The organism is Mycolicibacterium sp. XJ879, assembly GCF_053483935.1.
In genome coordinates this window covers 13,208-38,758 of sequence record NZ_JBEFTH010000001.1, presented here as the reverse complement: position 1 = coordinate 38,758, position 25,551 = coordinate 13,208, and the positions used below count along the sequence as shown (strand labels likewise).

General features: G+C 64.5%; 24 protein-coding genes. 6 read left to right on the top strand and 18 right to left on the bottom strand.

From position 1 onward, the window contains the following. Positions 1-37: 37 nt before the first annotated feature. From ABQF13_RS00175 to ABQF13_RS00145, 7 genes are all read right to left on the bottom strand, one after another. The gene (locus ABQF13_RS00175; protein ID WP_448390643.1) at positions 38-820 is read right to left on the bottom strand and encodes an enoyl-CoA hydratase/isomerase family protein; all 783 of its coding nucleotides are present in this window, start codon (positions 818-820) and stop codon (positions 38-40) included. A gap of 36 nt (positions 821-856) precedes the next feature. Then, on the bottom strand, positions 857-1,999 hold the full coding sequence (locus tag ABQF13_RS00170) for an acyl-CoA dehydrogenase family protein (RefSeq protein WP_448390642.1): 1,143 nt from the start codon (positions 1,997-1,999) through the stop codon (positions 857-859). Between the two features lie 34 nt (positions 2,000-2,033). Then, positions 2,034-2,930: an SDR family oxidoreductase gene (locus ABQF13_RS00165; protein WP_448390641.1), complete on the bottom strand. Its 897-nt coding sequence runs from the start codon at positions 2,928-2,930 to the stop codon at positions 2,034-2,036. A gap of 55 nt (positions 2,931-2,985) precedes the next feature. Continuing rightward, positions 2,986-4,242: an amidohydrolase family protein gene (locus tag ABQF13_RS00160; protein ID WP_448390640.1), complete on the bottom strand. Its 1,257-nt coding sequence runs from the start codon at positions 4,240-4,242 to the stop codon at positions 2,986-2,988. 43 nt (positions 4,243-4,285) lie between these two features. Beyond that, complete coding sequence (locus ABQF13_RS00155) at positions 4,286-5,536, bottom strand: cytochrome P450 family protein (RefSeq protein WP_448390639.1); 1,251 nt, start codon at positions 5,534-5,536, stop codon at positions 4,286-4,288. 315 nt (positions 5,537-5,851) lie between these two features. Then, positions 5,852-6,658: a cupin domain-containing protein gene (locus tag ABQF13_RS00150; RefSeq protein ID WP_448390638.1), complete on the bottom strand. Its 807-nt coding sequence runs from the start codon at positions 6,656-6,658 to the stop codon at positions 5,852-5,854. Between the two features lie 90 nt (positions 6,659-6,748). Continuing rightward, positions 6,749-7,393: a TetR/AcrR family transcriptional regulator gene (locus ABQF13_RS00145; protein WP_448390637.1), complete on the bottom strand. Its 645-nt coding sequence runs from the start codon at positions 7,391-7,393 to the stop codon at positions 6,749-6,751. Between the two features lie 121 nt (positions 7,394-7,514). Here ABQF13_RS00145 and ABQF13_RS00140 point away from each other — a divergent pair, with 121 nt between their 5' ends. Beyond that, entirely contained in the window at positions 7,515-8,012 is a 498-nt protein-coding gene (locus ABQF13_RS00140; protein ID WP_448390636.1) for a helix-turn-helix transcriptional regulator, read from the top strand. A 36-nt stretch (positions 8,013-8,048) separates the two neighbouring features. On the opposite strand, the gene ABQF13_RS00135 is transcribed toward ABQF13_RS00140, so the two are convergent. The 8 genes from ABQF13_RS00135 to ABQF13_RS00100 form a co-directional block, all read right to left on the bottom strand. Continuing rightward, complete coding sequence (locus ABQF13_RS00135; RefSeq protein ID WP_448390635.1) at positions 8,049-9,119, bottom strand: zinc-binding dehydrogenase; 1,071 nt, start codon at positions 9,117-9,119, stop codon at positions 8,049-8,051. Between the two features lie 43 nt (positions 9,120-9,162). Further along, on the bottom strand, positions 9,163-10,353 hold the full coding sequence (locus ABQF13_RS00130; protein WP_448390634.1) for an acetyl-CoA acetyltransferase: 1,191 nt from the start codon (positions 10,351-10,353) through the stop codon (positions 9,163-9,165). After that, a complete protein-coding gene (locus ABQF13_RS00125; protein WP_448390633.1) occupies positions 10,354-11,778 on the bottom strand; it encodes a 3-oxoacyl-[acyl-carrier-protein] synthase III C-terminal domain-containing protein in 1,425 nt (474 codons plus the stop codon). 90 nt (positions 11,779-11,868) lie between these two features. Continuing rightward, the gene (locus tag ABQF13_RS00120) at positions 11,869-12,663 is read right to left on the bottom strand and encodes an enoyl-CoA hydratase/isomerase family protein (protein ID WP_448390632.1); all 795 of its coding nucleotides are present in this window, start codon (positions 12,661-12,663) and stop codon (positions 11,869-11,871) included. An 86-nt stretch (positions 12,664-12,749) separates the two neighbouring features. Next, entirely contained in the window at positions 12,750-14,291 is a 1,542-nt protein-coding gene (locus ABQF13_RS00115; RefSeq protein ID WP_448390631.1) for a carboxylesterase/lipase family protein, read from the bottom strand. Positions 14,292-14,335: 44 nt separating this feature from the next. Continuing rightward, on the bottom strand, positions 14,336-14,956 hold the full coding sequence (locus ABQF13_RS00110) for a DoxX family protein (RefSeq protein WP_448390630.1): 621 nt from the start codon (positions 14,954-14,956) through the stop codon (positions 14,336-14,338). Positions 14,957-14,975: 19 nt separating this feature from the next. After that, positions 14,976-15,944 carry an acyl-CoA dehydrogenase family protein gene (locus ABQF13_RS00105; protein ID WP_448390629.1) on the bottom strand — a complete coding sequence of 323 codons (969 nt, stop codon included), beginning with the start codon at positions 15,942-15,944 and terminating at the stop codon, positions 14,976-14,978. Between the two features lie 77 nt (positions 15,945-16,021). Further along, the gene (locus tag ABQF13_RS00100; RefSeq protein ID WP_448390628.1) at positions 16,022-17,203 is read right to left on the bottom strand and encodes an acyl-CoA dehydrogenase family protein; all 1,182 of its coding nucleotides are present in this window, start codon (positions 17,201-17,203) and stop codon (positions 16,022-16,024) included. 295 nt (positions 17,204-17,498) lie between these two features. On the opposite strand from ABQF13_RS00100, the gene ABQF13_RS00095 reads away from it, so the two are divergent. Genes ABQF13_RS00095 through ABQF13_RS00085 form a run of 3 tightly spaced genes read left to right on the top strand, consistent with a single transcriptional unit; the run spans position 17,499 to position 20,351 of the window. Beyond that, complete coding sequence (locus ABQF13_RS00095; RefSeq protein WP_448391347.1) at positions 17,499-18,263, top strand: (Fe-S)-binding protein; 765 nt, start codon at positions 17,499-17,501, stop codon at positions 18,261-18,263. After that, positions 18,260-19,729: a lactate utilization protein B gene (locus ABQF13_RS00090; protein ID WP_448390627.1), complete on the top strand. Its 1,470-nt coding sequence runs from the start codon at positions 18,260-18,262 to the stop codon at positions 19,727-19,729. Before ABQF13_RS00095 ends, ABQF13_RS00090 begins: the two co-directional genes overlap by 4 nt. A gap of 19 nt (positions 19,730-19,748) precedes the next feature. Further along, positions 19,749-20,351 carry a LutC/YkgG family protein gene (locus ABQF13_RS00085; protein ID WP_448391346.1) on the top strand — a complete coding sequence of 201 codons (603 nt, stop codon included), beginning with the start codon at positions 19,749-19,751 and terminating at the stop codon, positions 20,349-20,351. A 56-nt stretch (positions 20,352-20,407) separates the two neighbouring features. Here the strand turns inward: ABQF13_RS00085 and ABQF13_RS00080 are convergent, their stop codons facing one another. Then, the gene (locus tag ABQF13_RS00080) at positions 20,408-21,859 is read right to left on the bottom strand and encodes an MFS transporter (protein ID WP_448390626.1); all 1,452 of its coding nucleotides are present in this window, start codon (positions 21,857-21,859) and stop codon (positions 20,408-20,410) included. Between the two features lie 330 nt (positions 21,860-22,189). On the opposite strand from ABQF13_RS00080, the gene ABQF13_RS00075 reads away from it, so the two are divergent. Both ABQF13_RS00075 and ABQF13_RS00070 read left to right on the top strand, forming a co-directional pair. Further along, complete coding sequence (locus tag ABQF13_RS00075; protein WP_448390625.1) at positions 22,190-22,744, top strand: TetR/AcrR family transcriptional regulator; 555 nt, start codon at positions 22,190-22,192, stop codon at positions 22,742-22,744. A gap of 3 nt (positions 22,745-22,747) precedes the next feature. Continuing rightward, complete coding sequence (locus ABQF13_RS00070; protein WP_448390624.1) at positions 22,748-23,938, top strand: AAA family ATPase; 1,191 nt, start codon at positions 22,748-22,750, stop codon at positions 23,936-23,938. Here the strand turns inward: ABQF13_RS00070 and ABQF13_RS00065 are convergent. Continuing rightward, positions 23,935-24,798 carry an SDR family oxidoreductase gene (locus tag ABQF13_RS00065; RefSeq protein WP_448390623.1) on the bottom strand — a complete coding sequence of 288 codons (864 nt, stop codon included), beginning with the start codon at positions 24,796-24,798 and terminating at the stop codon, positions 23,935-23,937. The genes ABQF13_RS00070 and ABQF13_RS00065 overlap by 4 nt on opposite strands. A 14-nt stretch (positions 24,799-24,812) precedes the next feature. Continuing rightward, positions 24,813-25,454, bottom strand: coding sequence for a TetR/AcrR family transcriptional regulator (locus ABQF13_RS00060; RefSeq protein WP_448390622.1), 642 nt, complete (start codon positions 25,452-25,454; stop codon positions 24,813-24,815). Between the last annotated feature and the right edge of the window lie 97 nt (positions 25,455-25,551).

Sequence of the window (25,551 nt, the reverse complement as noted above, 5' to 3'; positions counted from 1 at the left end):
GGGCCCTGCCAACTTCTGGTGCCCATCGGGCCACGCGTCACCGTGCGCGAGCGGTGAACCTCTCAACAGTGGCCATGACGTCCTCGCCGGCCATCGATTCCCCCTCGGCCGCCAACGCGAAATCTATTGTGCGGTCGACGGCCTGGCGTAGGTGCAGATTCAGTGCCCGCTTTGTGTCACGGACGGCTTGACGAGGTTGACTGGCAAGCCGTGAGCCAAGCTCGAGTGCCACCGTCATGACCTGCGAACCTGGCACGACGCGGTTGGCGATCCCCAACCGCAGACATTCCTCGGCCGTCACGCGGGTTCCCAGGAGCAGATGCTCTTTGGCGCGGAGCATACTCATGTAGGACGGCCAGAGCGACGCCCCACCGTCACCGGCGACCACACCGACAGACACATGAGGATCGGCAATATAGGTGTCATCGGCGATGACAACGAGGTCAGACAGCACCGCCAGCGTTGCGCCTATGCCCACTGCCGGACCGTTCACCGCCGCGACGACTGGCAGCTCACACGAAATGGCGGCATGTATCAGTCGTTCAGCGGTGCGAATCGTGCGTCGCCGCAGCACCGGATCGTTGTGCACCTTCCGCAAATGGGTCATGTCACCCCCAGCACTGAAGGCTGTCCCGGCGCCGGTGATCACCACTGCGCAGGCGTCGTCGTCGGAATCCAGGTATCGCCACGCGTTGACCAGCGCCTGGTGCATGTCGTCGTCCACAGAGTTGTAGCGATCGGGTGCGTTGAGGGTGATCACCCGAACAGAGTCATGCGCTTCAACCAGGACATGCGGTGCGAGGCAGGTGTAGTCGGACATCGGAAACCTTCCGGGTGAGTCGAGATGACGCACCGCTCACAACGAGCGGGCGATGAGCTCCTTCTGAATTTCGTTGGAGCCGCCGTATATTTTCTGAGCGCGCGCATCGCAGTACAGCCGGGCGATCGGGTACTCACGCATGTAGCCATAGCCACCGAACAATTGCAGGCAACGATCGATGACCTCGCATTGCACATGGGTAAGCCACCATTTGCACATGGCCGCGGTGGCCGTATCCACACCCTCATTGACATGACGCACAATGCAGTTGTCGAGGAACTCGCGTGCGATACGGGCCAACGTGGCGCATTCGGCGAGTTCGAACCTCGTGTTCTGCATCTCCATCAATGGTGCGCCGAACACTTCCCGTTCTTTGGCATAACGCACGGTGTACTCGACCGCGAGTTCGGTGGCGCCAACGGCGTTGATCCCGATGATCAGGCGTTCTTGAGGCAGTTGGGCCATCATCTGCGGGAACCCGCGGCCCTCGACACCGAGCAGCTGATCAGCGGGGACCCTGACGTTGTCAAAGGACAACTCCGCGGTGTCGGACCCCTCTTGGCCGATCTTGTCCAACACCCGTCCGACGGAAAAGCCTGGAACGGTCGTGTCGACGATCAACAGCGAGATGCCGCGCCCACCAGCGGAGGGGCCGGTCTTGGCCGCCACGACCACGAGGTCGGCCGTAGACCCGTTGGTGATGAAGGTCTTTGCACCGTTCAGGACATAGTGATCACCGTCGCGTACCGCGGTAGTCCGGATGCTCTTGAGATCGGTACCGGCTCCCGGTTCTGACATCCCTAGAGCCGCCACAGCCTCGCCTGTCGCCATCCGCGGTAACCACTGCAGCTTCTGCTCTTCCGTCCCGTACGAAACGAGGTAGTCGGCCACGACGCCACTGTGAATCGCGTTGCCCCATGACTTGTCCCCGGTACGGGCGTAGGCCGAGGCGATCGCCGCATGGTGCAGAAACCCGCCTCCTCCCCCGCCGTACTTCTCGGGCACCGTGGCGCAGAGTAAGCCAAGCTTTCCAGCGCGCAACCAGAACTCGCGGTCCACGCAGTGGTTACGAATCCACTTCTCGCTGTGCTGCTCGACCTCGGCGGAGAGAAATTCCCATGCCATGTCGTAAAGATCGGCGAATTCATCGACGGCCCAAGAGGGGCGTGTCGGGATCATTCGACCTCCTCCGGTGTGACTGTCGCAGCAGCGATCATGCCGAAAACACGAATTCGGCTGGTCCGGCGGGTAGCTGCCCAAGGGCAGTACCCAACTCGTCGACGGCCCAACGCCGGTCGATCTCGAACACCTCTTGTTCACTCCAGCACTGCTGGCGGGCGATGCGGCCGCCGACGACGCCGAACACCTCTCCGGACAGTTTGCATTCCGGTGAGGCCAGCCAGGCGACGATCGGAGACACGTTCTCGGGAGCCCATTTGTCGAACCCCTCCTCTTGGCCGATACGATCGCCCAGGCCAGGGGTGTTCTCGGTCAACCTGGTGCGTGCGACAGGGGCGATCGCGTTGACCCGCACGCCGTATCGCGCCAATTCCCGTGCCGTCACGAGGGTCATCGCCGCGATACCCGCTTTCGCCGAGGCGTAGTTGATCTGGCCGGGGTTACCGCGTAGACCAGATCCCGAGGAGGTGTTGATCACCGAGGCGTTTACCGGTCGGCCGGCCTTGGTCTCGGAGCGCCAATAGACCGCAGCATGGTGCAAGGGACAGAAATGGCCCTTCAGGTGTACGTCGACCACCGAATCCCAGTCGGCCTCGGACATGTTGACCAGCATGCGGTCTCGGAGGATGCCGGCGTTGTTCACCAGAATGTCCAGGCCGCCGAAGGTCTGTACCGCCAACTCGACCATGTCATGGGCCGCGTTCCAATCGCTGACGCTTCCGCAGTGCGCCACCGCCCGACCGCCTGCCGCCTCGATCTCGGCGACGACCTCGTCGGCTGTGCCGCTCTCGCTGCCATCGCCGCGCAGTCCGCCGCCTGTGTCATTGACGACCACACACGCACCCAGCTCCGAAAGCAGCAATGCATGGGCTCTACCCAGCCCACGCCCGGCTCCGGTCACGATTGCCGCGCGCCCCTCAAGTGATGTCACAACCATCCTTATTCTCTGATGTATGTCGACCGACGGACCTGATGTGAACCGTGCCTCAGGTTTCGGGCAGAGCCACGAGTGGATGGCGGTACACCTCTGACGCGGTGCCCGATGTGAGACGCTTCTGCACATTCATGTCGAGTCCGCCGATCTGGTACTCGATGAACTCCTGGGTGTCGGGCCATGTGGAGTCCGAATGTGGATAGTCGACCTCCATCATGACGCGGCTCTCACCGATGACATCGAGAAGTCGGTACGCGGTCGGATCGAAGAACGATGTGTACCAGAAGTTTCGGGCCAGTACTTCCTTGGGTGTCAAGGTGTCTGACCACGTCGAGTGCATGCCGCCATCGTTGTCTTTGTTGAACCGACTCTCCAGGAAGGAGAGCCTGTCGACAAGCATGGGCACCCATGCGATGCCGCTCTCCGACAACACGATCTTTAGTTCTGGGAATTTGGACGCCACCCCCGCGAAGAGCCAATCCGTAGCGGCGGCGAAGGCGTTGATTTCGAACAGCGCCGCGATGACGGGTGGCGGTGAATCCTTCGACGGCACCATGGTCTGTGACGACGAGCCGACGTGGAGGTTGATCACCGTGTTGGTCTCGGCACATGCGGCGAAGAAGGGATCCCATTTTCCCGAATACAACGAGTCGAAGCCGAGCGCTTCGGGGTTTTCGCTGAAGCTGACAGCCTTGAAGCCGCGCTCGGCATTACGCCGGATTTCGTCGGCCGCGATTTGGGGATCGGGCAACCAGGTCACCTGCTGTGCGATGAATCGTTCGGGGTAGGCGCCGACCCAATCTTCGATGATCCAGTCGTTGTACGCGCGCATGGCCGCGAATCCCAGTTCGGGGTCGGAGAACTTGGTGAACCGCTGACCGCAGAATCCGAACACCATCGACGGGAAGCACAGCGACGCGGCGACGCCGTTGACGTTCATGTCCTGCACCCGAGCGTGCACATCGTAGGTGCCGGGCCGCACCTCGTCGAAACGTACCGGCCCGCCGGTGCGCTCAGCTGCGGGCCAGCTCGACATTGCGTTGGCACCAGAGTTCATCACCCGCTCGTCCTCGAACTGCCACCACTCCATGCCTTCATCGCCTTCGACGACGCGGGGCGTCTGCTCGGTGAACTTCGATGGCATCCGGCCGACGAACGTTTCGCGCGGCTCCATGAGGTGGTCGTCGACAGAAATCAACGGCAGGTAGACAGCTCGAGGCTCCGGGTCCGGGACGAGCGTGCGCTGACGGCGAACCACTCGGCCTGCATTGTGTTGCTCGTCGAGACGGTCGTTGAGATCGATTGGCATGCTGGGTGCTTTCGTTTCAGGGTTGGTTAAGGGTCACGGATGGTTAAGGGGAGATACAGGGCAGTGCTCGCCATCCGCGAACGGTGGGCGAGGGAGCGGATGGCAATTGATCGACCGGCACCGTGAGTTGCAGCCGGGGGTGATGGCGGACGAGTGCCGTCAGAGCGGAAACCATCTCCATCCTGGCCAAGTGCATACCCAGACACAGGTGAGTGCCAGGGCCGAAGGCCAAATGCGCCGAGGAGTCGCGGGTGATGTCGAAACGCTGTGGGTGATCGAAAACCTGCGGATCGCGGTTGGCGGCGTGTAACACACAGATCACCTGATCGCCCGCGGTAACGCGGTGCTCTCCGACCTGCACGTCTTCGAGTGCAATGCGCGGAACCACGAAGCGCTGAGCACCGTCGAGACGCAACACTTCTTCGACCGCGCCCGCGGCCAGTGACGGGTCGGCGATCAGGCGATCCCATTGGTCGCGGTGCGACATCAACAACACCACCGTGGTGGCGATCGAATTGGCGGTCGTCTCATGGCCAGCCATGATCAGCAGGATCAGATTGCCGATGAGTTCGGCGTCGCTGAGGTGGTCACCTTCGTCGTCTGCGGTAACCAACTCGCTGATCAGGTCGTCGGCGGGATCGGCGCGCCGCGCTTCGATGAGCTCTGCGAAATACTCCCCGAACGAACGCATCGCTTCGCCGGCTTCCGCGGCGCTGCTACCTCCGCCATGTCCGGTGCGATCCATGTTGAGCACCGCATCGCTCCAACGTTCCCACTTCTGGTGATCTTCGGCCGGCACACCGAGAATGCGACAGATCGCTCGTTCCGGGACCGGCAACGCAAAGCACTGTTTCAGATCGAATTCGCCGCCACGAGGTAGGCCGCGAGCCAACTCGTCGGCCAGGTCATCGACATAGCCGGCCCAGCGACCCACTTCTCGCGGCATGAAGGGTGGCCGATGGAACTTGCGCAGACGCGTGTGCTCGGGGGGATCGGTGAACAACATCATCGCCGCCTGGCAGGCGGCCATCTGTTGAACCTGCGGCCGCGGATCGGCGGACAGATACTCCATCTCCAGACCTGCGCGCGCCGCGCGGCTGAAGCGGGTGTCGCGCAACACGCTGCGCACCTCGGCATGTCCGGCCACCAACCACGTGCCGTTACCCAGGGGCAACACCCGGTGACCATCCAGCAATTGCTCGTAGAACCGTTCGGGGGACTCCCGAAATACCGGATCGGACAAGAACCGCACCGCGTCGGCGATCAATCCTTCGGCAACATCTGCAGCCGTCATGGAAGCCCAGCTCCTTCCGGCGGGCCTTGCTCACCAAACCCTGGGACAGGGCGGCACCGATGCCATTGGTCAAAGCCCGTCAAGTGACGGTGCCTACGCTACGAGCCGACGTCTCCTGCAGCGTCAGTACCAGTACGGATTCGTCGTTGGGCGCTTCCGGCGCGCTCGTGGTTCTCGACGCACAGCTGCACTGAAAAGACCTCGGCTGTCAGGGTTTTGCTGCTCGGTAGCGCGCTTCGTTCGTTATTGCCGACCACCGGCTGAGCGAACAGATGTGGGCGACCTGATCGCCAACTACCGCTACCACAAGAGTTTTCAGCTGATCTTCTGCCGTGACTCAGAGACTGCGCTTCTCGCCTGCTGCACCCAAAATGTGCCGGCACGCGCGTCAACGGCGCTGCGACCTTTGAGTTCGAGCTTCGCTGCACCGCGGGTGAGGTACGCACATTGAATGCCTTGTTCCTGCAGATGCCATGGGCGCGCCCAGCCGTCGTGGGCCCTGTCATCGAGCTTGACCAATGGAGCTGCAGCAGAGGGGCTCTCGGTTACCTCAGTCCGTTCGCCGAAAATTGTTGGCTGTCGATAGCTGTAGGTCGCGAACAGCGTCACCATCTCAGGAATCGCCGTTGTGCGATACCCGGGCGCGCCGAGAAACTCGATTTCGAGTAACTCGAAGTCCGTGGATGCCTCCAGCAATGCGTAGTCGATACCGCCTGGCAGGCACCAAGAGTCGTTGGCACTGAATGACTCCTCGCCGATTCCATCCAGATCGAACCACGCGGTACCGGCGACAAGAAGGTTGAGTCGGAAACCTCTGGTGCGTCGCCGCCACGGCGGCTGTGGCCACGGCCGCGCAGGGTCGGACCGTAGCACCCGGCCAACTACTTGGCCCTGGGTCGCTGCGGCCACAGCCGGCATGTCGCGGCACGCGAGCGCAGGGAACTCGACGAGGCGGACAAAGCTGTCGGGCCGCAGGTGATCGAAGACCGTGACCTCCGAACCAGAGAGCTCACTCGGATTTGCGAGCGGAAAGCAACCGTCGCCACCACCATCACCCCCGCAAGGGCGGCGAAGTTTGAAGTCCGGAAGCTGTGCGATCCAGACGGCAAGATCAGATTCCACGGGACCTGACCAACCGGTGCTGATGAACCTCGACATCCATTATGCGACTTACGCTAATGGCTGACTGCTCAACCTACCTCGGTACTTGTACTAAGTCGTGCCCGAGTCCGTACCCGCAGCTGTACCGGCTGGATGAAGAAGGGCGGGTACGAGATACGTGTGTAACATCCGCCGCGTTACCTCGGGGTCGCCCTCAAACGTGGCAGGACGGATGAGAAACACCAAGTGAATGAAGGTCAGCCATTCAACCGCCTCGTCCACATCGGTCACACGCAACCGCCCGGCATCACGCAGTGGTTCCAAGATGGGCGCCCAGAACCGACGCTCCACGCGGGCGATCCGTTCGGACTGCTCAACGGTCTCGGCAGCAATTGGCAGCGCGTCGGGACGCAGCAGCATCTCCACCACGTTCTTGTACGGGCTGTTGCGGGCGTGCTCCAGCAGTGCCATGACCGCATCGACGATGAGGTCCTCGGGCGCCGCCGTCAGGTCCAATGACTCCAATGCAGACGCCGCAGCGGCCGCACTCGCCTCTTCGATGACCTCGCCGAGGAGTTTGGGCTTGTTCTCGAAATGGTTGTACACCGTCTTGCGAGCGACCCCTGCGGCCTCGGCTATCTCCTCCATGGTGGCGCGGTTCAAGCCACGCTGCTCGAAGATCGCCGCGGCCACATTCAGGATCCGTCGGCGCACCCCGGCCTCTCGCGCCTCCTCGCGGGCGGGGATGTTCACCATGTCATTCACGTCCTAGCTGGGGTTTTGCAACAAACCGACGAATACTTTACACAAATGTGCAAACTAGTGTAACTTCGGCTCCACTACACATGCAGCCCGCTTTGTGTAACGAGGTGGACATATGACGACTGTTGAGCAGAGCCGCTCCTATAAGACGCGCATCGACGGTGGCGTCGGTTGGGTGACGCCGATTGAGTTCCGTCGAGCACCCTTGCACGTCAGACAACACGATGCCCTGTCCGCGGTGTGCGACCACATCGCGAACCCGGACGTGTCGACGATCGTGCTCGTCGATTTTCCTGCCGCCCTGCTCATCGATATCTGGAGTAATCTCAGCGAAAAGCTGTGGAACTCGTCCAAGACGTTGATCATCCGTCGCCAGGACGCCCGCACCGACATCTCCAGCGACACCCACAGACCGGTATACATCGAGCCGCTCACCGAACGCGAACGGCAAGTACTCTCCATGGCCTGTCGAGGTGACTCCGCGCGGGAGATCGGCCAACAACTGTTCATCAGCGAGCGCACCGTGGAATCCCACATCAGCAACGGGTACCGGAAGCTCGGTATCCGGTCACGCATCGAACTTGTCAGGCGCGCAGTCGAATTCGCGCTATAGCACCCGGTCGCCTGCATCCGGGACGATGCGTTTCGCTCACCCGAATGTGATCACCGTGCGTAAGGCCGCGCCGGCCTCCAACGCAGTCATCGCGGCCTCAACGTCGTCGAGCGCGACCGTGTCGGTGATCACGGAGGCGATGTCGAGCTCCCCCCGCTGCGCCAGCTCTATGATCTGCGGGAAGTCGCGATCGACTTCGGCGCTGCCGAAAACGCACCCCACCACGCACTTGGCGTCGACGACCAGCATGCCCGGCAGCCGGATTTCGGATCGGACAGCTCCGACGCCGATCACCACGACGGTGCCCCCGCGTTTCAGGGCCAGGTAGGAATCCTGGATGGTCTGGGGTGCGCCGACGGTATCGAAAACGTAGTCGACGCCGTCCAGCCCGGCCGCGTCGACGATTTCCCGCAACGAGGCGCTTTCCGGATCGTAGGCATCGGTAGCACCCAATTGCGCTGACACGTCGCGCTTCTTCGCTATGGGATCGACGGCGATGATCCGTGCGGCCCCGGCGACCCGACCCGCCTGGATCACGGCCTGGCCGACGCCACCGCATCCCACGACGAGCACGGTTGCGCCAGGTCTGACCTGCGCGGTGTTGAAGACCGCGCCGTATCCAGTCGTGAATGCGCAACCGACCAGCGCGAGGTGATCATCGGGCAGCTCGCTGTCGACCCGGATAACGCTCCCCCGGTCGACGGTCATCGCCTCGGCGAACGTGCCCAACCCATTGGTGGCGACCAACGGAGTGCCGTCGGCGCGGTCGGCGCGTTGCGCACCGTACAGGGCTGCGGCGTCACACAGAAACGACCTGCCGTGGCGGCACTGCTCACACGCTCCACAACGCGGAATCGTCAAACCCACCACGCGGTCACCCACCCGAAAGTCGGTCACTTCCGAGCCCACCCAGTCCACGATTCCACATCCCTCGTGTCCGAGAATCGCTGGCGGACAAGGTGTCCCACCCGACGCCACGAACACGTCGGTGTGGCATACCCCGGCCGCGCGGACCTGAACCACGACGTCGCGTGGTCCCGGCGGGCGGGGACTTACCTCTTCGACCAACGTCGGGCTGCCCTGTTCGGCAAAGAACGCGGCCTTCATCGCCTACCTCTCGCCAGAAACGTCGCTTGGCATTCGTGTCCCCTCACTCATCGGCTTGGCTGCCGACCACACTGACGAAACTCACGCAGCGGCCGGGCCGGCCCCCGAGGTTGTGGGTCAGCGCAAGTGTCCGATCGGTGTCAATCTGCCGAGTTCCGGCTTCACCGCGTAGTTGTAGCCAACACTCGAAGAGCATTCGTAAACCAGACGCTCCGATCGGGTGCCCGAACGACTTCAACCCGCCGTCAGGATTCACCGGCAGCTGCCCATCGCGGTCGAACGTGCCACCCAATACCTCTTTCCACGCCTGCCCGCGTGGCGCGAACCCCAAGTCTTCCATCAAGACCAATTCGGTGGGCGTGAAGCAGTCATGTACCTCGGCCATCGCCAGTTGCGCGCGGGGGTCACCAATACCCGCCTGCTGGTAGGCATCGGCGGCCGACCGGGTCACCTCGTCGAAGCTCGTGTAGTCATAGGACGGCGACAACACCCCGGCACCTGACCCGGCCGCAAGTGCAAGACCCTTCACATACAACGGGCGATCCGTGTACTTGTGTGCGTCCTCAGCGCGGCACAAGATCGCCGCTGCCCCTCCGTCGGACACACCGGAGCAGTCGAAGATGCCCAGGGAGCCCGCGATCAAGGGTGCCGAAGAGATCGTTTCCTTGCTCACGCCCGATTGGAATTGCGCCCGCGGGTTGAGCGCGCCGTTCTGATGATTCTTCCACGCGATGTGGGTCATGACGTCCTTCATCACGTCGCGGGACACCGCGTACTTGGCGGCGTAAGCCGGCTCGAGATACGAGAACACCGCGGGAGCGGAGATGGCCTCTTCGGTTCCATCGTCGGGGCGGTTGGCGTAGGCCAGGCCGGAATAGCCTGAGTCCTTGAGCTTTTCGACGCCGGTGGCCATCACCAGGTCGTACGCACCCGAAGCCACCGCGTAGCAGGCATTGCGGAATGATTCCGAGCCGGTGGCACAGTAGTTCTCGACCCGCGTCACGGGCTTGTACGGGAGCTTGAGCGGCACCGACAACGTCGTGCCGCCGAACCCCGACAGCATCGTGCCGAGCCAGTACGCGTCGATGTCTTCCCTGTTGATTCCGCTGGAGGTACATGCCTCGTTGACGGCGTCGATTAGCAGGTCGTCGGCGCTCTTGTCCCAATGCTCGCCGAATGGTGTGCACCCCATGCCCACGATCGCCACCCGGTCGCGGATTCCTACCGAACCCATCTATTCGCCTGCCTCTCGGATCGGACGAGCTTTCCAGAAGTAGTTGCGCACACCGTTTTCAGCGGTGTACAAGCGGCGGAAGGTCATTTCGACTCGCGTGCCGATCGCGATGTCATCGGGTCCGGCATCGGCGATTTCGACGCCGGCGCGTCCGCCGCCGTCGTAGTCGACCATCGCCGCGATCAGCGGAGGTGACGGTGAGTACGCCAGCCGGTCGACGGTGTAGGTGGCCACGGTTGCGTGTTCATCGGCAACCCGTTCGGCAACCATGTGATCAGTGGCGTGGCACTGAACGCAGACCCGGGCCGCAGGCAGGTGGCGAGTGCCGCAGTTCTCGCAGCGGCTGGCCGTCAGCCCGTATTTCCAATCTTTGCGCCGCAACGACGGACCGGCCGCGGGGGACGGCGGATTCGGCCGTCGTGGCGGTTCGCGATCCAGCCGCCCCCGCCACGTCAAGAACGAACCGTACTTGAGCTGTCCAGATGCACCGTCGATCTGTTGCGCGACGCCACGCCGACGCTGCGCACGCGCTGACGCGACGCGCTCGGTGGCCCGCAGCACCATCACGTCGGCGCCGTCGGCCAGCGCCACGGTCGCGATCACCGCGCCGGGCTCGGCGGCGTCGAGGACATGCGCTAAAGCGATGCCATGGGCGGCCGCGCCGGTGTTTCCGATCCGCGGTGTCAGATCGTCAGCCTGCGCCTCTGGGCGCACTCCGCTCCACTTCCTGAACGCTTTGACCGCGCGGGTGTGCGATCCGGTGACGGTGAGGTGGTCGATGTCATCGACGCTGAGGCCAGCCTTCTTCAGCGCATCGGTGAAGGACGCACGTGCCAAGGGTTCGTATGCCGATTGACCGAAGCGGTCTTCCCATACGCAGGACGCATCCTGTCCTGGCGTGCGCCAGCGGTCGAGGAATTCCTCGGTCACCGACGCCGACGCCAGCACTTCGACAAGCGCATCATCGGGGTCTCCCAAGAGCAAGCACGCGGCTCCGTCTCCGCCGGTCGCCTCGTCAGCGCTTCCAGGCAGGCCGGTGCGCATATCGGACGTGACGACGATTGCCGGTCTGCTACTTGCCTGCGCCAAATCCAGTACCCCGCAGCCGGATCGACTCGCTCCGCCGAAATCGTATGCACCGATGTGTTGCGGCAGGCCGAGCGCGGCGTGGATGGCGGCTGCGTTGGTCTTGTCGACGTAGGCGGGACTGGTGGTCGCGAAATAGACCGCCTCGGGCACGTAGCCCTCGGGCGCCCCTGCCAACGCGTTGCGCGCGGCTTCAACGCCCATCGTGGTGGTGTCTTCGTCGAAGGCCGCGACGGCGCGGGTGCCCTTGCCGCCGCTGTCGCCCAGCACGGCGCGGATGCTGGCATCGGTGAGGCGCCAATACGGGACATAGGCTCCGTAGCCGACCACGGCGCTCATGAGCGATCTCGATGCGTACCGCGCCGAATCGGCGTGACTAATGGCGATCCGACTAGTTTCCCGTTATGCCTCACTGAACTCTTGGTCCTCCTATTGACGTGCGGTCGAACCGGCAGAACGCTTCCGTGCCAGGAATTCCCGGCGCGCGTCTGCCACGTGCGGACGGCTCAACATGTCGAGTTGGCTTGCCGTTTCGCGATCAAGGGCCTCGGCCAACGTCAGAGCCTGCGACTCGGCGAGTAGGCGCTTGTCAGCGGCGAGCGTGATCCCAGAAGCCTCTGAGAGCCGTCTCGCGACGGATTCGACCTCGCCGGGGAAGCCGTCAACCGGGACCACGTGCGTCACAAGACCCATTTGGTAAGCGAGGTCGGCGTCGATCACCTCGCCGAGCAGCACCAAACGGCGCGCCATGGACGACCCGACGAGACGTGGCAGTATCCAGGAACCGCCCGTGTCCACGGTGAGCCCCCGGCGTACGAAGATCTCACTGAACCGGGCCCGTTCGCTGGCGATGACGAGGTCACAGGCGAGTGCGAGGTTGCATCCCCCACCAGCGGCCATGCCATCGACAGCCGCCACGCTCGGCTTCGACATGCCGGTCAGGGTCAGCACGCACCGCTTGATGTCGGCGAGCACTGCCTCAGAAGTCAACGTGGCCGCACGGGCAGGGGATTCGGAGCGTGCGGCGATGTCGGCTCCCGAACAAAAGCAGCCACCTTCACCGGTCAGCACGAGAACGCGGTCACCGGAACGGCTCTCGACGTCGATGATGATGTCGGCGAGCTGGCTCCACATCTCGGGAAGCATGGCGTTCTTGCGGGCGGGTCTGTTCAACGCCACACGAACCACACCGTCGGATCGTGAGACGATGATGGGTGCGCTCACTTCGCGCCACCTCCGCGGACGGTCACAGCCAGGACGTTATTGCCTCGGCATGTGCGCGGTATCCGTAGCGGTACGCAATCGTTCGCCTACATTCCCCCGTCTCGGCCACGCCAGATCTGTCGTTCTTCAGCGTCCGGGTCGTCGACAATGCCCGACTTCGGGCCGAAGATCATCGTCGAACGCCGGCTCACCTCGTAAGCCGGCCAGCTTCCGATTCCGTGATGACTCGGATCACCGGTGCGGGCGAACGCGATCCAGGCCCCGCTGATCTCGTCGGTCAGCCGCGGCACGTGGTGATCCTGGTACAGCCCGCGGTTCGGTGACGTGACACCTGCACCCGCGTCGGTGTTCGCGAAGGCAAAGCCGACGTCGATGGTGTGTAGTGCCCCCAGCTTTCCCCCATACACCGAGGGGACGTGGTCGACCCGGTACATATAGACGTCAGCGCCGGCGGCGGTGGCCCGCTCGGCAATGGTGATTCCGCCGACGCGGATCTGATCGCTGGCAGCGGCCAGGAAACACTCCACCGCCGAGGACGCCGGCCTGGTCGTGGCGTAATGCTCGGCGAGGTCATCGAGCGCATGACCGAACACATTGTCGGCCAGCACCTTTGCCTGCTGTTCCGGTGCCAGCGTGTGGATACCGGGCACGGTGGCCACCAGCATCCCGGCTTCGTCGCGACACGATCCGATCAGCAGGGGCACGCCATGGTTGGGCGGTGACGCGACCGGGTCGAAAGGGTGCTGTTCGATGATCCGGCCATCGACGGTCGGCGCCAATCGGTGCCCGTCCCCGTACATTCCCCCCATGGGTCCCCCGAGCACAGCGCATTGCGCGTCGTTGAGAGTCGATACGGGCACCTCACACAATTCCCGGATCGAGGTGATACCGAGCTCGGCGAAGAGAGCCGCCGTTGTCGCGCGGGCGCGCTCGGGTTCGACGGCACGCAACATCGGTCCGCTTTGGACGATGGCGCGATGAAACAGGCCGCGGGCAAGCTCGACTCCGAGCAGCATGCTGATCTTCGCGGCGCCGCCGGACTCGCCGAACAGCGTGACGCGGCGGGGATCGCCACCGAACGCGGCGATGTTGTCGCGAACCCACTGCAGCGCCGCGACGATGTCGAGAAGCCCGTTGTTGCCCGAGGATTCGTACCCTTCGCCGTGCCCGGCCAACGAGAGAAACCCCAAAGCGCCAAGGCGGTGGTTGACCGTGACGACGACGATGTCACCCAATCGGCAGAGATTGCTGCCGTCGTAGCACGGCTCGTTGCCTGACCCGACCGAGAACCACCCGCCGTGCAGCCACACCATGACGGGGCGATCGGCGGAATCCGCTCCTGGCGTGAAGACATTGACAGTCAGGCAGTCCTCGTCGTATCTCTCGACGAACTTGGTCGCAGAATCGACCGAGTCGAGTTTGTCGAACAACCGCGGAAGCTTCGGCTGAGGGCATGCGGCCGCTTGCCCTGTGGCATCAAGGGTTCCGCTCCACGGCTCAGCCTGCTGTGGTGGACAGAAGCGGAGTGCGCCGATCGGCGGGGCGGCGTAGGGCACACCGCGAAACGTCGCTATCCCGTTGCGCACGGCACCCCGCACCGCACCGGTTCTGGTTTGGACCTCCACCATTCCGCAGATCATGTCACCGCGGCGGCACTCGATGATCCGTACTGCTACCGATCCGCGCGCGAGGATTCGACAGGTGTCTGTCCTTCCCCGCGGGGCCGCCAGCACGCTGCCAGCAGCACTGCACTCGTCAGCAGCCCGCCGACCGCGGTGATCGCCAAGCCCGTCCACCCGGGCGGATAGATCAGTTGCATGACATAGTCGAGCGACCATCTGCCGGGCCCGATTGCTGCAAGGCAAACCCCGGTCAACGCCAGCATCATTACGTACTCGTAACCTTCTCCCGGCCTGAAGATGAAGAATCCGTTGCCGCGATGATTGGTGATCCAGGCCACGACCATGGTCGCGACGACGCCGGCACACGCCAACGGCGTTGCGAGACCGGCAACCAGCAATACCCCGGCACCGAGCTCGGTCAAACTCGCCAGCCACGCGTGCACAATCCCGGGCCGCATGCCCAGACTGTCGAACCACCGTGCCGTGCCGGCAATCTTGCCGGACCCGAAGATATGGTTGTAGCCATGCGCGATGAACACAACACCTAGGCCGCAGCGCAGGACTAGCAACCCGACATCAGCCGCACTGCTCACGTTCATCTCCCCACTCTCCAGTAAGACGGCGTGCCGCACCGACGCGGCGGTGTCTTCATGACATACCGTGCTTGACAAGGCATTCTCATAATGTCGACTACGACGAAGTCATCCACGGCCACAGGTCCCCGGGGCCGCGTTCGACGAGCGAAGACCCGAGTCGGGTGGCCCACTCGTGCTCAGCGCCGTACTCGTCCCTCCACGCCCACAGCCGTCGTGTGTAGCGGTGCAGCACGTACTCCTCCGACACCCCGATGGCTCCATGCAGTTGATGAGCCGTCGCCGCGACCTTGCTCGCTACCTCACCGGCGACGATCTTGGCCGTTGCCGCGTCCTCGGATGAACCACAGCCCTCCAACACAGACAGGGCGAAATCTGCCGCGACCCCTACCAGTGTGGCCCACTCGCGCATCAGCGCCAGCTGCTGGCCGACCGCCTGAAAGTCCCTCAGGTACCGCCCGAACTGCCGGCGCACTGAGCAGTACGACATCGTCAATTCGACGACGGCTTCCACAGCGCCCTGGATCAACAGGGTGCGTATCGCCGCTCCCCTCGCCCGAACCCCAACCACGTCCAGTGTTGGCGCAGCGCCGATCTGCTCGGCCGCGAGAGTTATCCCATCGGCGGTGACGACATCACGCGACTCACCCGCCAGCGACTCACCCCGCGTGGTTGTCAGTTGTTCGATGGGCACGCACACAACATGATTGGCGTGTCCGTCGCTCACCAACGCCACCAAGAGGTCGCTTCGTGACGCCCACGCCACGCGGGTCGCACTGCCGGTCAATATCGTCTTGCCGCCCTCGCGAATCAGACGCAGATCATCCGATGCGTTGCCGGGCGCGACGGCGATGAGATCGGACACTGCAGGCAGGTTGGCCTGTTGTAGCAGCCAGTCACCCAACAGGTCCGAATCACCGGCGGGAACGGCGACGGCGGCGCGCCCGATCTCACGAACGATGTCGGCCGCGTCGTGCACCGTTCCGCCAGGACCGCCGCGCTGTTCGGGTATCGCCGCCCACGGGAAGCCGGCCGCTACGAATGCGTGCCATGCTTCGTCACTCACCGACGAAGCCAAGACCGAATCGCTGGATCGCGAAAAGAGATTCGCGACAGCCACGGCAATCGCGCTGCGCCCCGTGGTCACCGCACGCTCGCGGGTTCAGGAGACCCGGCCGCCGGCGCCGTACGGTCCGCGCGCGCGATGAGACCTCGCAACACCTCGGTGGCTCCGCCCCGGATGGTGAAGGTCGGTGACGTGAGCACGGCACGGGCAAGTGACGACTCGAAACGATCCGAGGTTGACGTCGTCAGCTCGCTCGCCCACAGACGGCGTACCACTTCGACGGTGTCTTGCTCGAGCGCGGTCGCAAGATCCTTTGCCACGGCGGCTTGTACGGTCGGCGTTGAACCGGCGTCAATGCTACGGGCGACGTTCAGGGACACTCGGCGGACAGTGCGGTACTTCGCCATCAGCCGGCCGATGTCAGCCGACACGGAGCGGTCAAGGGTGCCGCTCAGCCGATCCACCACACCGGTCAGGCATCCCCATGCCGACAGCCAGCGTTCTGGCCCGTAACGTTCCAGTGCCAGTTCGGCCCCCGCCTGGGCCCATCCATGTCCTTCGGATCCAAGGAGCCGGTGGTCGGGCACGAACACGTCATCCATGCTGACTTCGCAGAACTCCTCGTTACCGTCCATGGTGCGTATCGGACGAACCAGTACGCCGTCTGATCTCAGCGACACAATCAGTTGCGACAGACCGCCGTGACGGTCCTCGCCGCGGGGCTGCGTTCGGCACAGCGTCAGCAGATAGTGGTTGTGCTGGGCGAAAGTAGTCCATATTTTCGTGCCGGATACGCGCCATCCTCCCTTCACTCGGCGGGCCTGTGTTCGTACCGCCGCCAGATCGCTGCCGGCGTCCGGTTCGCTCAAGCCGATGGAGAAATAGCACTCGCCCCGCACGATTTTGGGGAGGAAGGTAACGCGCTGCTCTTCTGTTCCGATTCGAAGGATCGACGGCGCGACTTGACGATCGGCCAACCAGTGGGCTCCGACGGGGGCTTGGGCCGCCAGCAGTTCCTCGGTCACGATGAAGCGTTGAACGGCGGTGCCGTTGCGGCCACCGTACTTCGAGGGCACCGATAACCCCAACCACCCCCCTTCGCCGAGGCGTCTGGAGAACTGTGGGTTGTGACCGCCAGACATGCCCAGGCAAGTGCGGTGCTCAGGAGGAAGTTCGCGGTCGAGCCAACGCCGAACCTGAAGCCGCAGATCGCTCGACGAAGTCTTCTCCAGGTCTGCCCAGCCAGTTGTGATGGTCAAGTTCGTATCTCAATCCTCACGTGCACAACATCTTCGGTTCACACCATGCGTACGGCCACCAGTGCCGAGGCGGCGCGCCCACAGATGTAACAGCGATTGGGGTTCGCTACATCAGTAGGCGTACGGACTGTGTCTGGCTTGCGGCGATTCCGTGCAGCCGGCCGCAGGGTGATCCGTAGCTTTACGGATCACCGGTCGACGGTGCAGGAGCTACGCTTTCTGCCTCGGGGACCAGTTACTCCCAGTGAGGGCGCGCACCGCGGGTGCGCCCGTCGACGACAAGTCTGGAGCCGTATTGCGTATCGCCCTGCTGGCGACTTGCCTTGCCGACGCGCTGTTTCCGCGGGCGGCCATTGCGGTCGTCGAGTTGCTCGAGCGCCTCGGCCATGAGGTCGTCTTCCCCGCACAGCAGACGTGCTGCGGCCAAATGCACACCAACACCGGATATCTCGGAGAAGCCGCCGCGCTGGTGCATCATCACGTCGAGGTGTTCGAGCGCTGCGAGTGTGAAGTGATCGTCGCGCCGTCGGGATCGTGCGTGGGTTCGATACGTCACCAGCACGCCTGGGTCGCCCGCCGGGCAGGCGACGAGCGGTTGGCGCAGCGGGCCGAGCAGGTGGCCGCGCGCACATACGAGCTCTCCGAGTTGTTGATCGACGTGCTCGGCACATCAGACGTCGGCGCGTATTACCCACACCGAGTCACCTACCATCCGACATGTCACTCGTTGCGCGCATTGCGGGTGGGCGACAAGCCGCTCGAATTACTGCGCAATGTACGGGGTTTGACCGTGGTGGACTTGCCCAACGCCGATACCTGTTGCGGTTTCGGCGGCACCTTTGCGCTCAAGAACGCCGACACCTCCACGGCGATGCTGGTCGACAAGCTCGCCTGCATCCTCGGCACTGGAGCAGAGGTCTGCACCGCAAGTGATTCCTCGTGCCTCATGCACATCGCCGGCGGGCTCAGCCGGATGCGCGCATCGGTACGCACCGTGCACCTCGCAGAAATCCTGGCATCAACCGAAGCCGACGTCCGTGGGGAGCTCGCGCCGCGATGACGACGTTCCTGGGCACACCGGGCTTCGGCAACCTCCGAGGAACCCGCCCGTTTCCTGCCGCCGCTCGCCGAGAGCTTCAGCGTACCCAGATGCGGCGCAATGTCGGCCATGCGACCAGAACCATTAGGGCGAAACGCGATGCCGCGGTGCAGGAATGCGCAGACTGGGAAGAACTGCGCGCCGCGGGCAGCGCGCTCAAACGCGACGTGCTGGCTCGCCTACCAGAACTGCTGGAGCAGTTCGAGCGCAACGTCATCGCCCGTGGCGGAACAGTGCACTGGGCCCGCGACGCGGCCGAGGCCAACCAGATCATCACCGCCATCGTGCGCAGCTGCGGAACCGACGAGGTCGTCAAGGTCAAGTCCATGGCGACGCAGGAGATCGGGCTCAACGAGCATTTGGAGGCGCACGGCATCTGCGCGGTCGAAACCGACCTCGCCGAACTGATCGTCCAGCTGGGCCGAGACAAGCCCAGCCACATCCTGGTACCCGCGATCCACCGCAACAGAGCAGAAATCCGAGAGATCTTTCTGCGCGAGATGCCTGATGCAGGGCGGTTGAGCGATGACCCGCGCGACCTCGCCATGGCCGCACGAACCCACCTGCGTCGCAAGTTTCTGTCCGCCAAAGTGGCCGTCAGCGGTGCCAACTTCGGCGTCGCCGACACGGGGACCCTGGTGGTGGTCGAGTCCGAAGGGAACGGGCGGATGTGCCTGACCCTGCCCGAAACACTCATCACGGTAATGGGCATTGAAAAGCTCATCCCCCGGTTCACCGATCTCGAAGTGTTCATGCAGCTGCTTCCGCGGTCCTCGACCGCCGAGCGGATGAACCCGTACACGTCGATGTGGACCGGTGTGCACGCCGACGACGGACCGCAGCGGTTTCACCTGGTGCTGCTGGACAACGGGCGCAGCCGGGTGTTGGCCGATCCCGACGGACGCGCAGCGTTGCACTGCATTCGGTGCAGCGCCTGCCTGAATGTCTGCCCAGTCTACGAGCGCACCGGCGGTCACGCCTACGGGTCGACATATCCGGGACCCATCGGCGCGATCCTCAGCCCCCAGCTCACGGGCAGCCAAGGCCATCACGACCCCAATACATCCCTGCCGTACGCATCTTCACTATGCGGGGCGTGTTTCGACGCGTGCCCGGTTCTCATCGACATTCCGAGCATCCTGGTGCACCTTCGCGCCGCGCACGTGGACTCGACGCGCGGCGGACTCCCCGGGGGTCAGGATCTGGCGATGAAAGCCGCTGCCTGGATGATGACCTCACCCCGCCGCTTCGCGTTCGCCGAAAAAGCCTTGGGTACAGCGCGAATACTCACGGGCAGGGATCGCCAGATCAGTGCCCTGCCGTGGCCGGGATCGCGATGGACCTCGAGCCGGGACGTGCCGCGGCCGCCGGGCGAGACGTTTCGCCAGTGGTGGATGCGAACACACGAGCAGGCGCGCGGTGAGTAGCCCGAACGCCCGCACCACGATGCTGGCGCGAATCCGCTCGGCATTGGCCGTGGCCCCGGCCGAGCCGGTCGAGGTGCCGCGTGACTATGAACGCTCACCGTTTTCGGGCACAGGCGACGCGGACCGCTTCGCCGACGCGGTCGCCGCATACAGCGCCGGTGTGCATCGCATCGGCGAGGCGACCACGATTCCGGAGACCATCGCGAACCTGGTCGAAACGCGGGAACGCGTCGTCGTGCCCGCCGATGTACCGAAACACTGGATTGCCCAGATTCACCCTTTGGTCGACGCGAGAGGAGCGCCCCTGACGGTGCAACAGCTCGATCATGCCGGCGCAGTGGTGACGGGATGCGCCCTGGGAATCGCAGCGACTGGGACCGTAGTGCTCGACGCCGGAGTGGCCCAGGGCAGACGTGCGTTGAGCCTCGTGCCGGACCACCACATCTGCGTGGTGTTCGCCCGCCAGGTCGTCGACACGGTTCCGCAGGCGTTCGCTGCGCTCAATCCTTCTGCCGCTCTTACCTTGATCTCAGGGCCCAGCGCGACAAGCGACATTGAACTGAACCGAGTAGAAGGGGTGCACGGCCCGCGCAGGCTCGACGTGGTGCTTGTCGATCGCTGAGGGTACCCACGCGTCAATGAGGGTGTTGACAGCGCTGTAAACCGTTGCGGTCCGAGCTATTGCCGCGCGTATCCCTTGTATGGCGCCCATCGGTTTCGGATCAGTGCGGTCGTAGGCACCGCTGCCAGCGCCATCACGGTGCCCGCCATGAGGATGTAGAGGTAGACGCCGGTCGCGGTGCTCACGGCGTCTCCGCCAGAGCGCCCGCCCGCTGGAGTGGCCCTGAGGATCTCGCCACCGGCGACATTGAAGATCACCGAGCCCAGAGCGAGCACGACCGAGACCAGACCGGCGGTCGTACCCTGCCTCTCCGGCGCTTCGAGGCTCGTCGCCAGGTTGTAGCCGGAGGCACCGATCGCCCCGGCGGCCATACCGAGGACGCCTCCGCAGACGACGGCGAGCGGGACAACTGACACCGCTGCCAACATGGCGAACGTTCCCGTTATGCCGAGTGCCACGCCGCCGAGCAGCGTCAGTTCAGGGCCGAAGCGCCCGGCGATCCAGCCGGCGCTGACACCGCCGATCACGATGCCGAGGTTGGGAGCGGCGAGCAGCATGGCGACCGCCTCTCCGCTGCCGAGCCCGTAGCCGAGCCCGAGGTGGGGTGGCACCTGCGCGACGAGACCGATCAGTTGCAGCATGCTCCTGAAGGCGCCCGCGGCCAGTCCCAAAGCCAGCAGCGTCAACAGGATTGGCCGGGTCAGGCCACGGATGTCGATGATCGGTTCATCGACGCGAAGCGTCCTGAACCCCCAGCAGCTCAACGCACCGCAACCAACGACCAGCAGCGCGGGCATGCCCCCGGACAACCAGCCGAGGTCTCGTCCGAGGCTGGCGTACGCCAAGACCGCGCCGAGTCCGCCGCCGAGCAGAAGCGCGCCGGCCACGTCGACGCGTCCGGCGCCGCGGATCGGGGACTCCGGAATGAAGGTGCGGACACACAGCGCGGCCGTCGCGGCGAGCAGCGCCGCCACGAAGAACACTCCCCGAAAACCGAACGCGTGAATCACCGGCTTCATCAGGAAGGGCTCGACGACTCCGACGATCGCCGATCCTGAGGTCAAGAGCCCGACCAGAGTCATCGCCGTGCGGGGAGAGCAGATCTGGCGAACGAGCGCCACTGTGAGGAAAACCGCGCCGAACGCCGCACCTTGGAGAAAACGTCCTACGAGGAAGATCCAGACGGTGGGGGCAGCAAGGCAGATCAGCGCCCCGGCGCACGCCAATAGCAGGGTGCCGATCAAGATTCGGCGTTTGCCGAAGACGTCGGAACTCTTGGCGAGCAGTGGCGACCAGATGGCTCCGGCCAGCATGGCGCTGGCGTTCAACCAAGCGGCCTGGTCGGTGTCGAAATGATCGAGCAGTTGCGGCAGCACCATCATGGGCGAACCGACGACGACATCGGCGAGAACGTTGGCGCCGACCAGGACTATCGTCCACAGCAGTAGCCGCCCACTCCACTTGTGTTCCCGCGACGCCGACGCTGGCGCATCTGAGCTGTCGTTCAAGAGCGGTCCTCCCAATGGTCGGTTGCGCAGGACTCCATCGACATCGCGCTCCGGCAACGGAAGGCAGCTCCCAAATGGCTTGCGCGGCGCAAGAACCGGCTACGGCACCTGAAGATGACGGGTCTTTCGTCGCGGCGAACCGCCGATCCGGGGAACTCTAAAATCGACAAATCATCGCTTTAATGCACACTAGACGTAGACACGCTTGCACCGCAACATCGAACCTGACGAGAATCGACACCCGACGCGCACAAAGACAGGGGCAGAAGAATGGTCCACGGCACCGCAGACGGGTCGTCGGGCCGACGCCCCGGCGGTCGCAACGCCCGCGTGCGCGATCAGATCCTCAGCGCGACAGCCGAACTCGTCGCGCGCCAGGGAATTGCCGGTTTTCGCTACGACGAAGTCGCCGAGCTCGCCGGCGTACACAGGACCAGCGTGTACCGCAACTGGCCCGACCGCGAGAAGCTGGTCGCGGCCGCACTGCTGCAATACGCCGAGCAACTCGCATCCATCACCGACAGCGGTGACCTCCGCAAAGATCTGGTGGACTACCTGATGGGAATCGCATCTGGCCTGCAGACCTCGTTCGGCCGAGCACTCGAGCAAGCAATGAAGCTCACCGACGATAACCCTGCCGTCCGACAGACTGTGACCATGATCCTGAACGAGCGGGGAGCTGCCTTACGACATCGGGTAGACCTCGCCGAGGACCGTGGTGAGCTGCCGGCAGTTGACAGCGTTTTCCTCGGCGAGATGATGGCCGGTCCGGTACGCCTCATCATCAATCGCGGCGCCCGCCCGTTCACTCGCGAGGACGCGGAGCGCATCGTCGACGTGGTGCTTGCCGGGATCCGTGCCACCGCACCGCCGGGCGGGTACTGACAAGTGCTGCAAACCGTCGCGATCCGCGGCTATCGGTCCCTGCGCGACATCGTGTTGCCGCTGGCCGCGCTCACCGTGGTCACCGGCGCCAACGGCACCGGCAAGTCGTCGCTGTACCGTGCGCTTCGGCTGCTGGCCGACTGCGGGCGCGGCGAGGTGATCGGCTCGCTGGCCCGCGAGGGTGGGCTGGAGTCGGTGCTGTGGGCCGGTCCCGAGCAGCTCGGCGCCGCGCGGCGCGGCGGACGCGTCGAGGGCACCACCCGCTCCGCGCCCGTGTCGCTGGAATTAGGTTTTGCCTCAGATGATTTCGGCTATCTGGTCGATCTCGGGCTGCCCCAGATGGCCGGACACAACTCACTGTTCGCCCGGGACCCGGAGATCAAACGCGAGGCGGTGTTCGTCGGCCCGGTGATGCGTACCGCCTCGACGCTGGTGCGTCGCACCCGCGACTACGCCGAGGCGCGCGCGGAATCCGGTCGGGGTTTCGACAAGCTGTCGCAGGCGCTGCCGCCGTACCGCAGTGTGCTCGCCGAGTACGCCCATCCCGGCGCGCATCCCGAACTCGCCGCCGTACGAGACCGACTGCGGGACTGGCGGTTCTATGACGGTTTCCGGGTGGACGCGGCCGCACCGTCGCGCCAGCGCCAGGTCGGCACCCGCACGCCCGTGCTGTCCGACGACGGTGCCGATCTGGCCGCGGCCATCCAGACCGCCATCGAGGGCGGGTTCGACGATCTGCAGCGCGCCGTCGCGGAGGCGTTCGAAGGAGCCACCGTGTCGGTGGCCGTGAACGACGGCCTGTTCGACCTTCAGCTACACCAACAAGGCATGCTGCGACCGCTGCGTGCCGCCGAATTATCCGACGGCACACTGCGGTTCCTGCTGTGGGCCGCCGCACTGTCGAGCCCACGACCGCCCTCGCTGATGGTGCTCAACGAACCGGAGACCTCGCTGCACCCCGAGTTGGTGCGCCCGCTGGCGACGTTGATCCGCGCGGCGGCAACCACCACCCAGGTCGTCGTCGTCACGCACTCGAAGGCGCTGCTGGAGTTCCTGGGCACCGTGCCCGTCGGCGAGGCGGACGAGAGCAGCGGCGCCGCAGTGGAGATCGGGCTGTACAAGGATCTCGGTGAAACCCGCGTCGAAGGCCTCGGCCTGCTGACCGCGCCGCCGTGGGACTGGGGCGACCGCTAGCGGCGCCGTGCGTCGGGCCGCAATGCCCGGGTGAACAACACATTGGCCTGACGCATCGCGACGCTGTAGGGCCACCACGCGACCCGCTTGAACAAGTACAGCGCCCGGATGTCGGCCGAGGTGTAGATCAGGAACCGGTTGCGGCGCACGCCCTTGAGGATCTTGTCGGCGGCGTGTTCCGGTGACACCGCATGCCCGCTGAACCTGTCGGTCCACTTCTTGACGCGGGGATCCTCGCGATCCACGCCGGCAATCTGAACCGTCTGCACCAGAGGCGTTTTCACCGCACCCGGCACTACCACCGACACCCCGATGCGGTGGCGGGCGAGGTCGAACCGCAACACCTCGGACATGCCGCGCAGCCCGTATTTGCTTGCGCTGTAGGCCGCGTGCCACGGCAACGCCACCAGTCCGGCCGCCGAGGACACGTTGACCAGATGCCCGCCCTGGCCCGCCGCGACCATCGGCGGAACGAACTCCTCGATGACGTGAATCGGGCCCATCAGGTTGATGTCGACCATCGACTTCCAGTGCTGATGCGTCAGGGTCGACACGGTCCCCCACGCCGACACCCCGGCGATGTTCATCACGACGTCCATCGCGGGATGCTCGGCGTGGATATCGGCGGCGAAGGCTGCCACCGCGTCGTAGTCGGAGATGTCCACGGCCCGGTACTGGGCCACGTGGCCGCCCAGCGCCTTCGCGTCGGCAACAGTGGTCTCCAGGCCATTGGCGTCACGGTCGGTGAGGAAAAGCTCGGCGCCCTCGGCCGCCAGTTTCAACGCCGTCGCACGGCCGATGCCGCTGGCGGCCCCGGTCAGAAAACAACGCTTACCGGTGAAGCCGCCTCGCTGCGCCATGGCGGTGAGAATACCTACCCGTCGCGCTGGTTCTCGCGCAGGTCCGACCCGCCCCACAGCCCGTACAGCCACAATCGCTCGACGATCTCGATGGCCCGCGCCGGATCGCGCCCGCGGCCGATGAACGCGCTGTCGTGGGTGAGCGTCATCGTCGTCGTCGCCGCCAGCGTGCGCACCAGGGCGGGCAGATCGTCGGAAATGGGGCGCGCGTCGGCGTCCTGCTCGACCAGGCTGACGATCTTGTCGATGATGCCGTCGGCGAAATCGTCCATCATTTCCCGGATCTGCGCGTCGGTGTTTCTGGCCACCGCGCAGGCGTGCATGATCGGGTCATTGGTCGCATAGACCGCCGCCGCGCTGCCGACCATCCGCTTGGCGTAATCCGACAGGGTCTCGCCCGGCTCCCGGGGCGCGAAGTTGTGCGTGAGCTTGTCGAGTTCTTCGCCGGCGTCGGCGAGGATCACCGCCAGCACCGCGTACTTGGAGTCGAAGTAGAAGTAGAAGCCGGACCTGGCCACTCCGGCGCGCTCGCTGATGGTGCTCACCGACAGGTCGGCGAACGATCGTTCCTGAAGCAGTTCGCGCACCGCGCGCACGATCGCATCGCGCTGACGATCACCGCGGCTCCGACGTGTCTCCTTCACTTCAGCCGTCATGGCTTATGACCTTTTCATCGCGACGCACCTATGCCCAAACTTGACAGGCGTCAAGAGAGAATACCAGGATGGGTGCCAGGTGACATCCACCACAGCT

What these genes read in the sequence shown, in the direction of transcription:
- ABQF13_RS00175 (WP_448390643.1), bottom strand. Translation starts at nt 820, where the DNA reads ATGTCCGACTACACCTGCCTCGCACCGCATGTCCTGGTTGAAGCGCAT.
- ABQF13_RS00160 (WP_448390640.1), bottom strand. Translation starts at nt 4,242, where the DNA reads ATGCCAATCGATCTCAACGACCGTCTCGACGAGCAACACAATGCAGGC.
- ABQF13_RS00085 (WP_448391346.1), top strand. Translation starts at nt 19,749, where the DNA reads ATGCTGGCGCGAATCCGCTCGGCATTGGCCGTGGCCCCGGCCGAGCCG.
- ABQF13_RS00140 (WP_448390636.1), top strand. Translation starts at nt 7,515, where the DNA reads ATGACGACTGTTGAGCAGAGCCGCTCCTATAAGACGCGCATCGACGGT.
- ABQF13_RS00135 (WP_448390635.1), bottom strand. Translation starts at nt 9,119, where the DNA reads ATGAAGGCCGCGTTCTTTGCCGAACAGGGCAGCCCGACGTTGGTCGAA.
- ABQF13_RS00115 (WP_448390631.1), bottom strand. Translation starts at nt 14,291, where the DNA reads ATGGTGGAGGTCCAAACCAGAACCGGTGCGGTGCGGGGTGCCGTGCGC.
- ABQF13_RS00130 (WP_448390634.1), bottom strand. Translation starts at nt 10,353, where the DNA reads ATGGGTTCGGTAGGAATCCGCGACCGGGTGGCGATCGTGGGCATGGGG.
- ABQF13_RS00125 (WP_448390633.1), bottom strand. Translation starts at nt 11,778, where the DNA reads ATGAGCGCCGTGGTCGGCTACGGAGCCTATGTCCCGTATTGGCGCCTC.
- ABQF13_RS00065 (WP_448390623.1), bottom strand. Translation starts at nt 24,798, where the DNA reads ATGGCGCAGCGAGGCGGCTTCACCGGTAAGCGTTGTTTTCTGACCGGG.
- ABQF13_RS00145 (WP_448390637.1), bottom strand. Translation starts at nt 7,393, where the DNA reads ATGGTGAACATCCCCGCCCGCGAGGAGGCGCGAGAGGCCGGGGTGCGC.
- ABQF13_RS00155 (WP_448390639.1), bottom strand. Translation starts at nt 5,536, where the DNA reads ATGACGGCTGCAGATGTTGCCGAAGGATTGATCGCCGACGCGGTGCGG.
- ABQF13_RS00060 (WP_448390622.1), bottom strand. Translation starts at nt 25,454, where the DNA reads ATGACGGCTGAAGTGAAGGAGACACGTCGGAGCCGCGGTGATCGTCAG.
- ABQF13_RS00170 (WP_448390642.1), bottom strand. Translation starts at nt 1,999, where the DNA reads ATGATCCCGACACGCCCCTCTTGGGCCGTCGATGAATTCGCCGATCTT.
- ABQF13_RS00090 (WP_448390627.1), top strand. Translation starts at nt 18,260, where the DNA reads ATGACGACGTTCCTGGGCACACCGGGCTTCGGCAACCTCCGAGGAACC.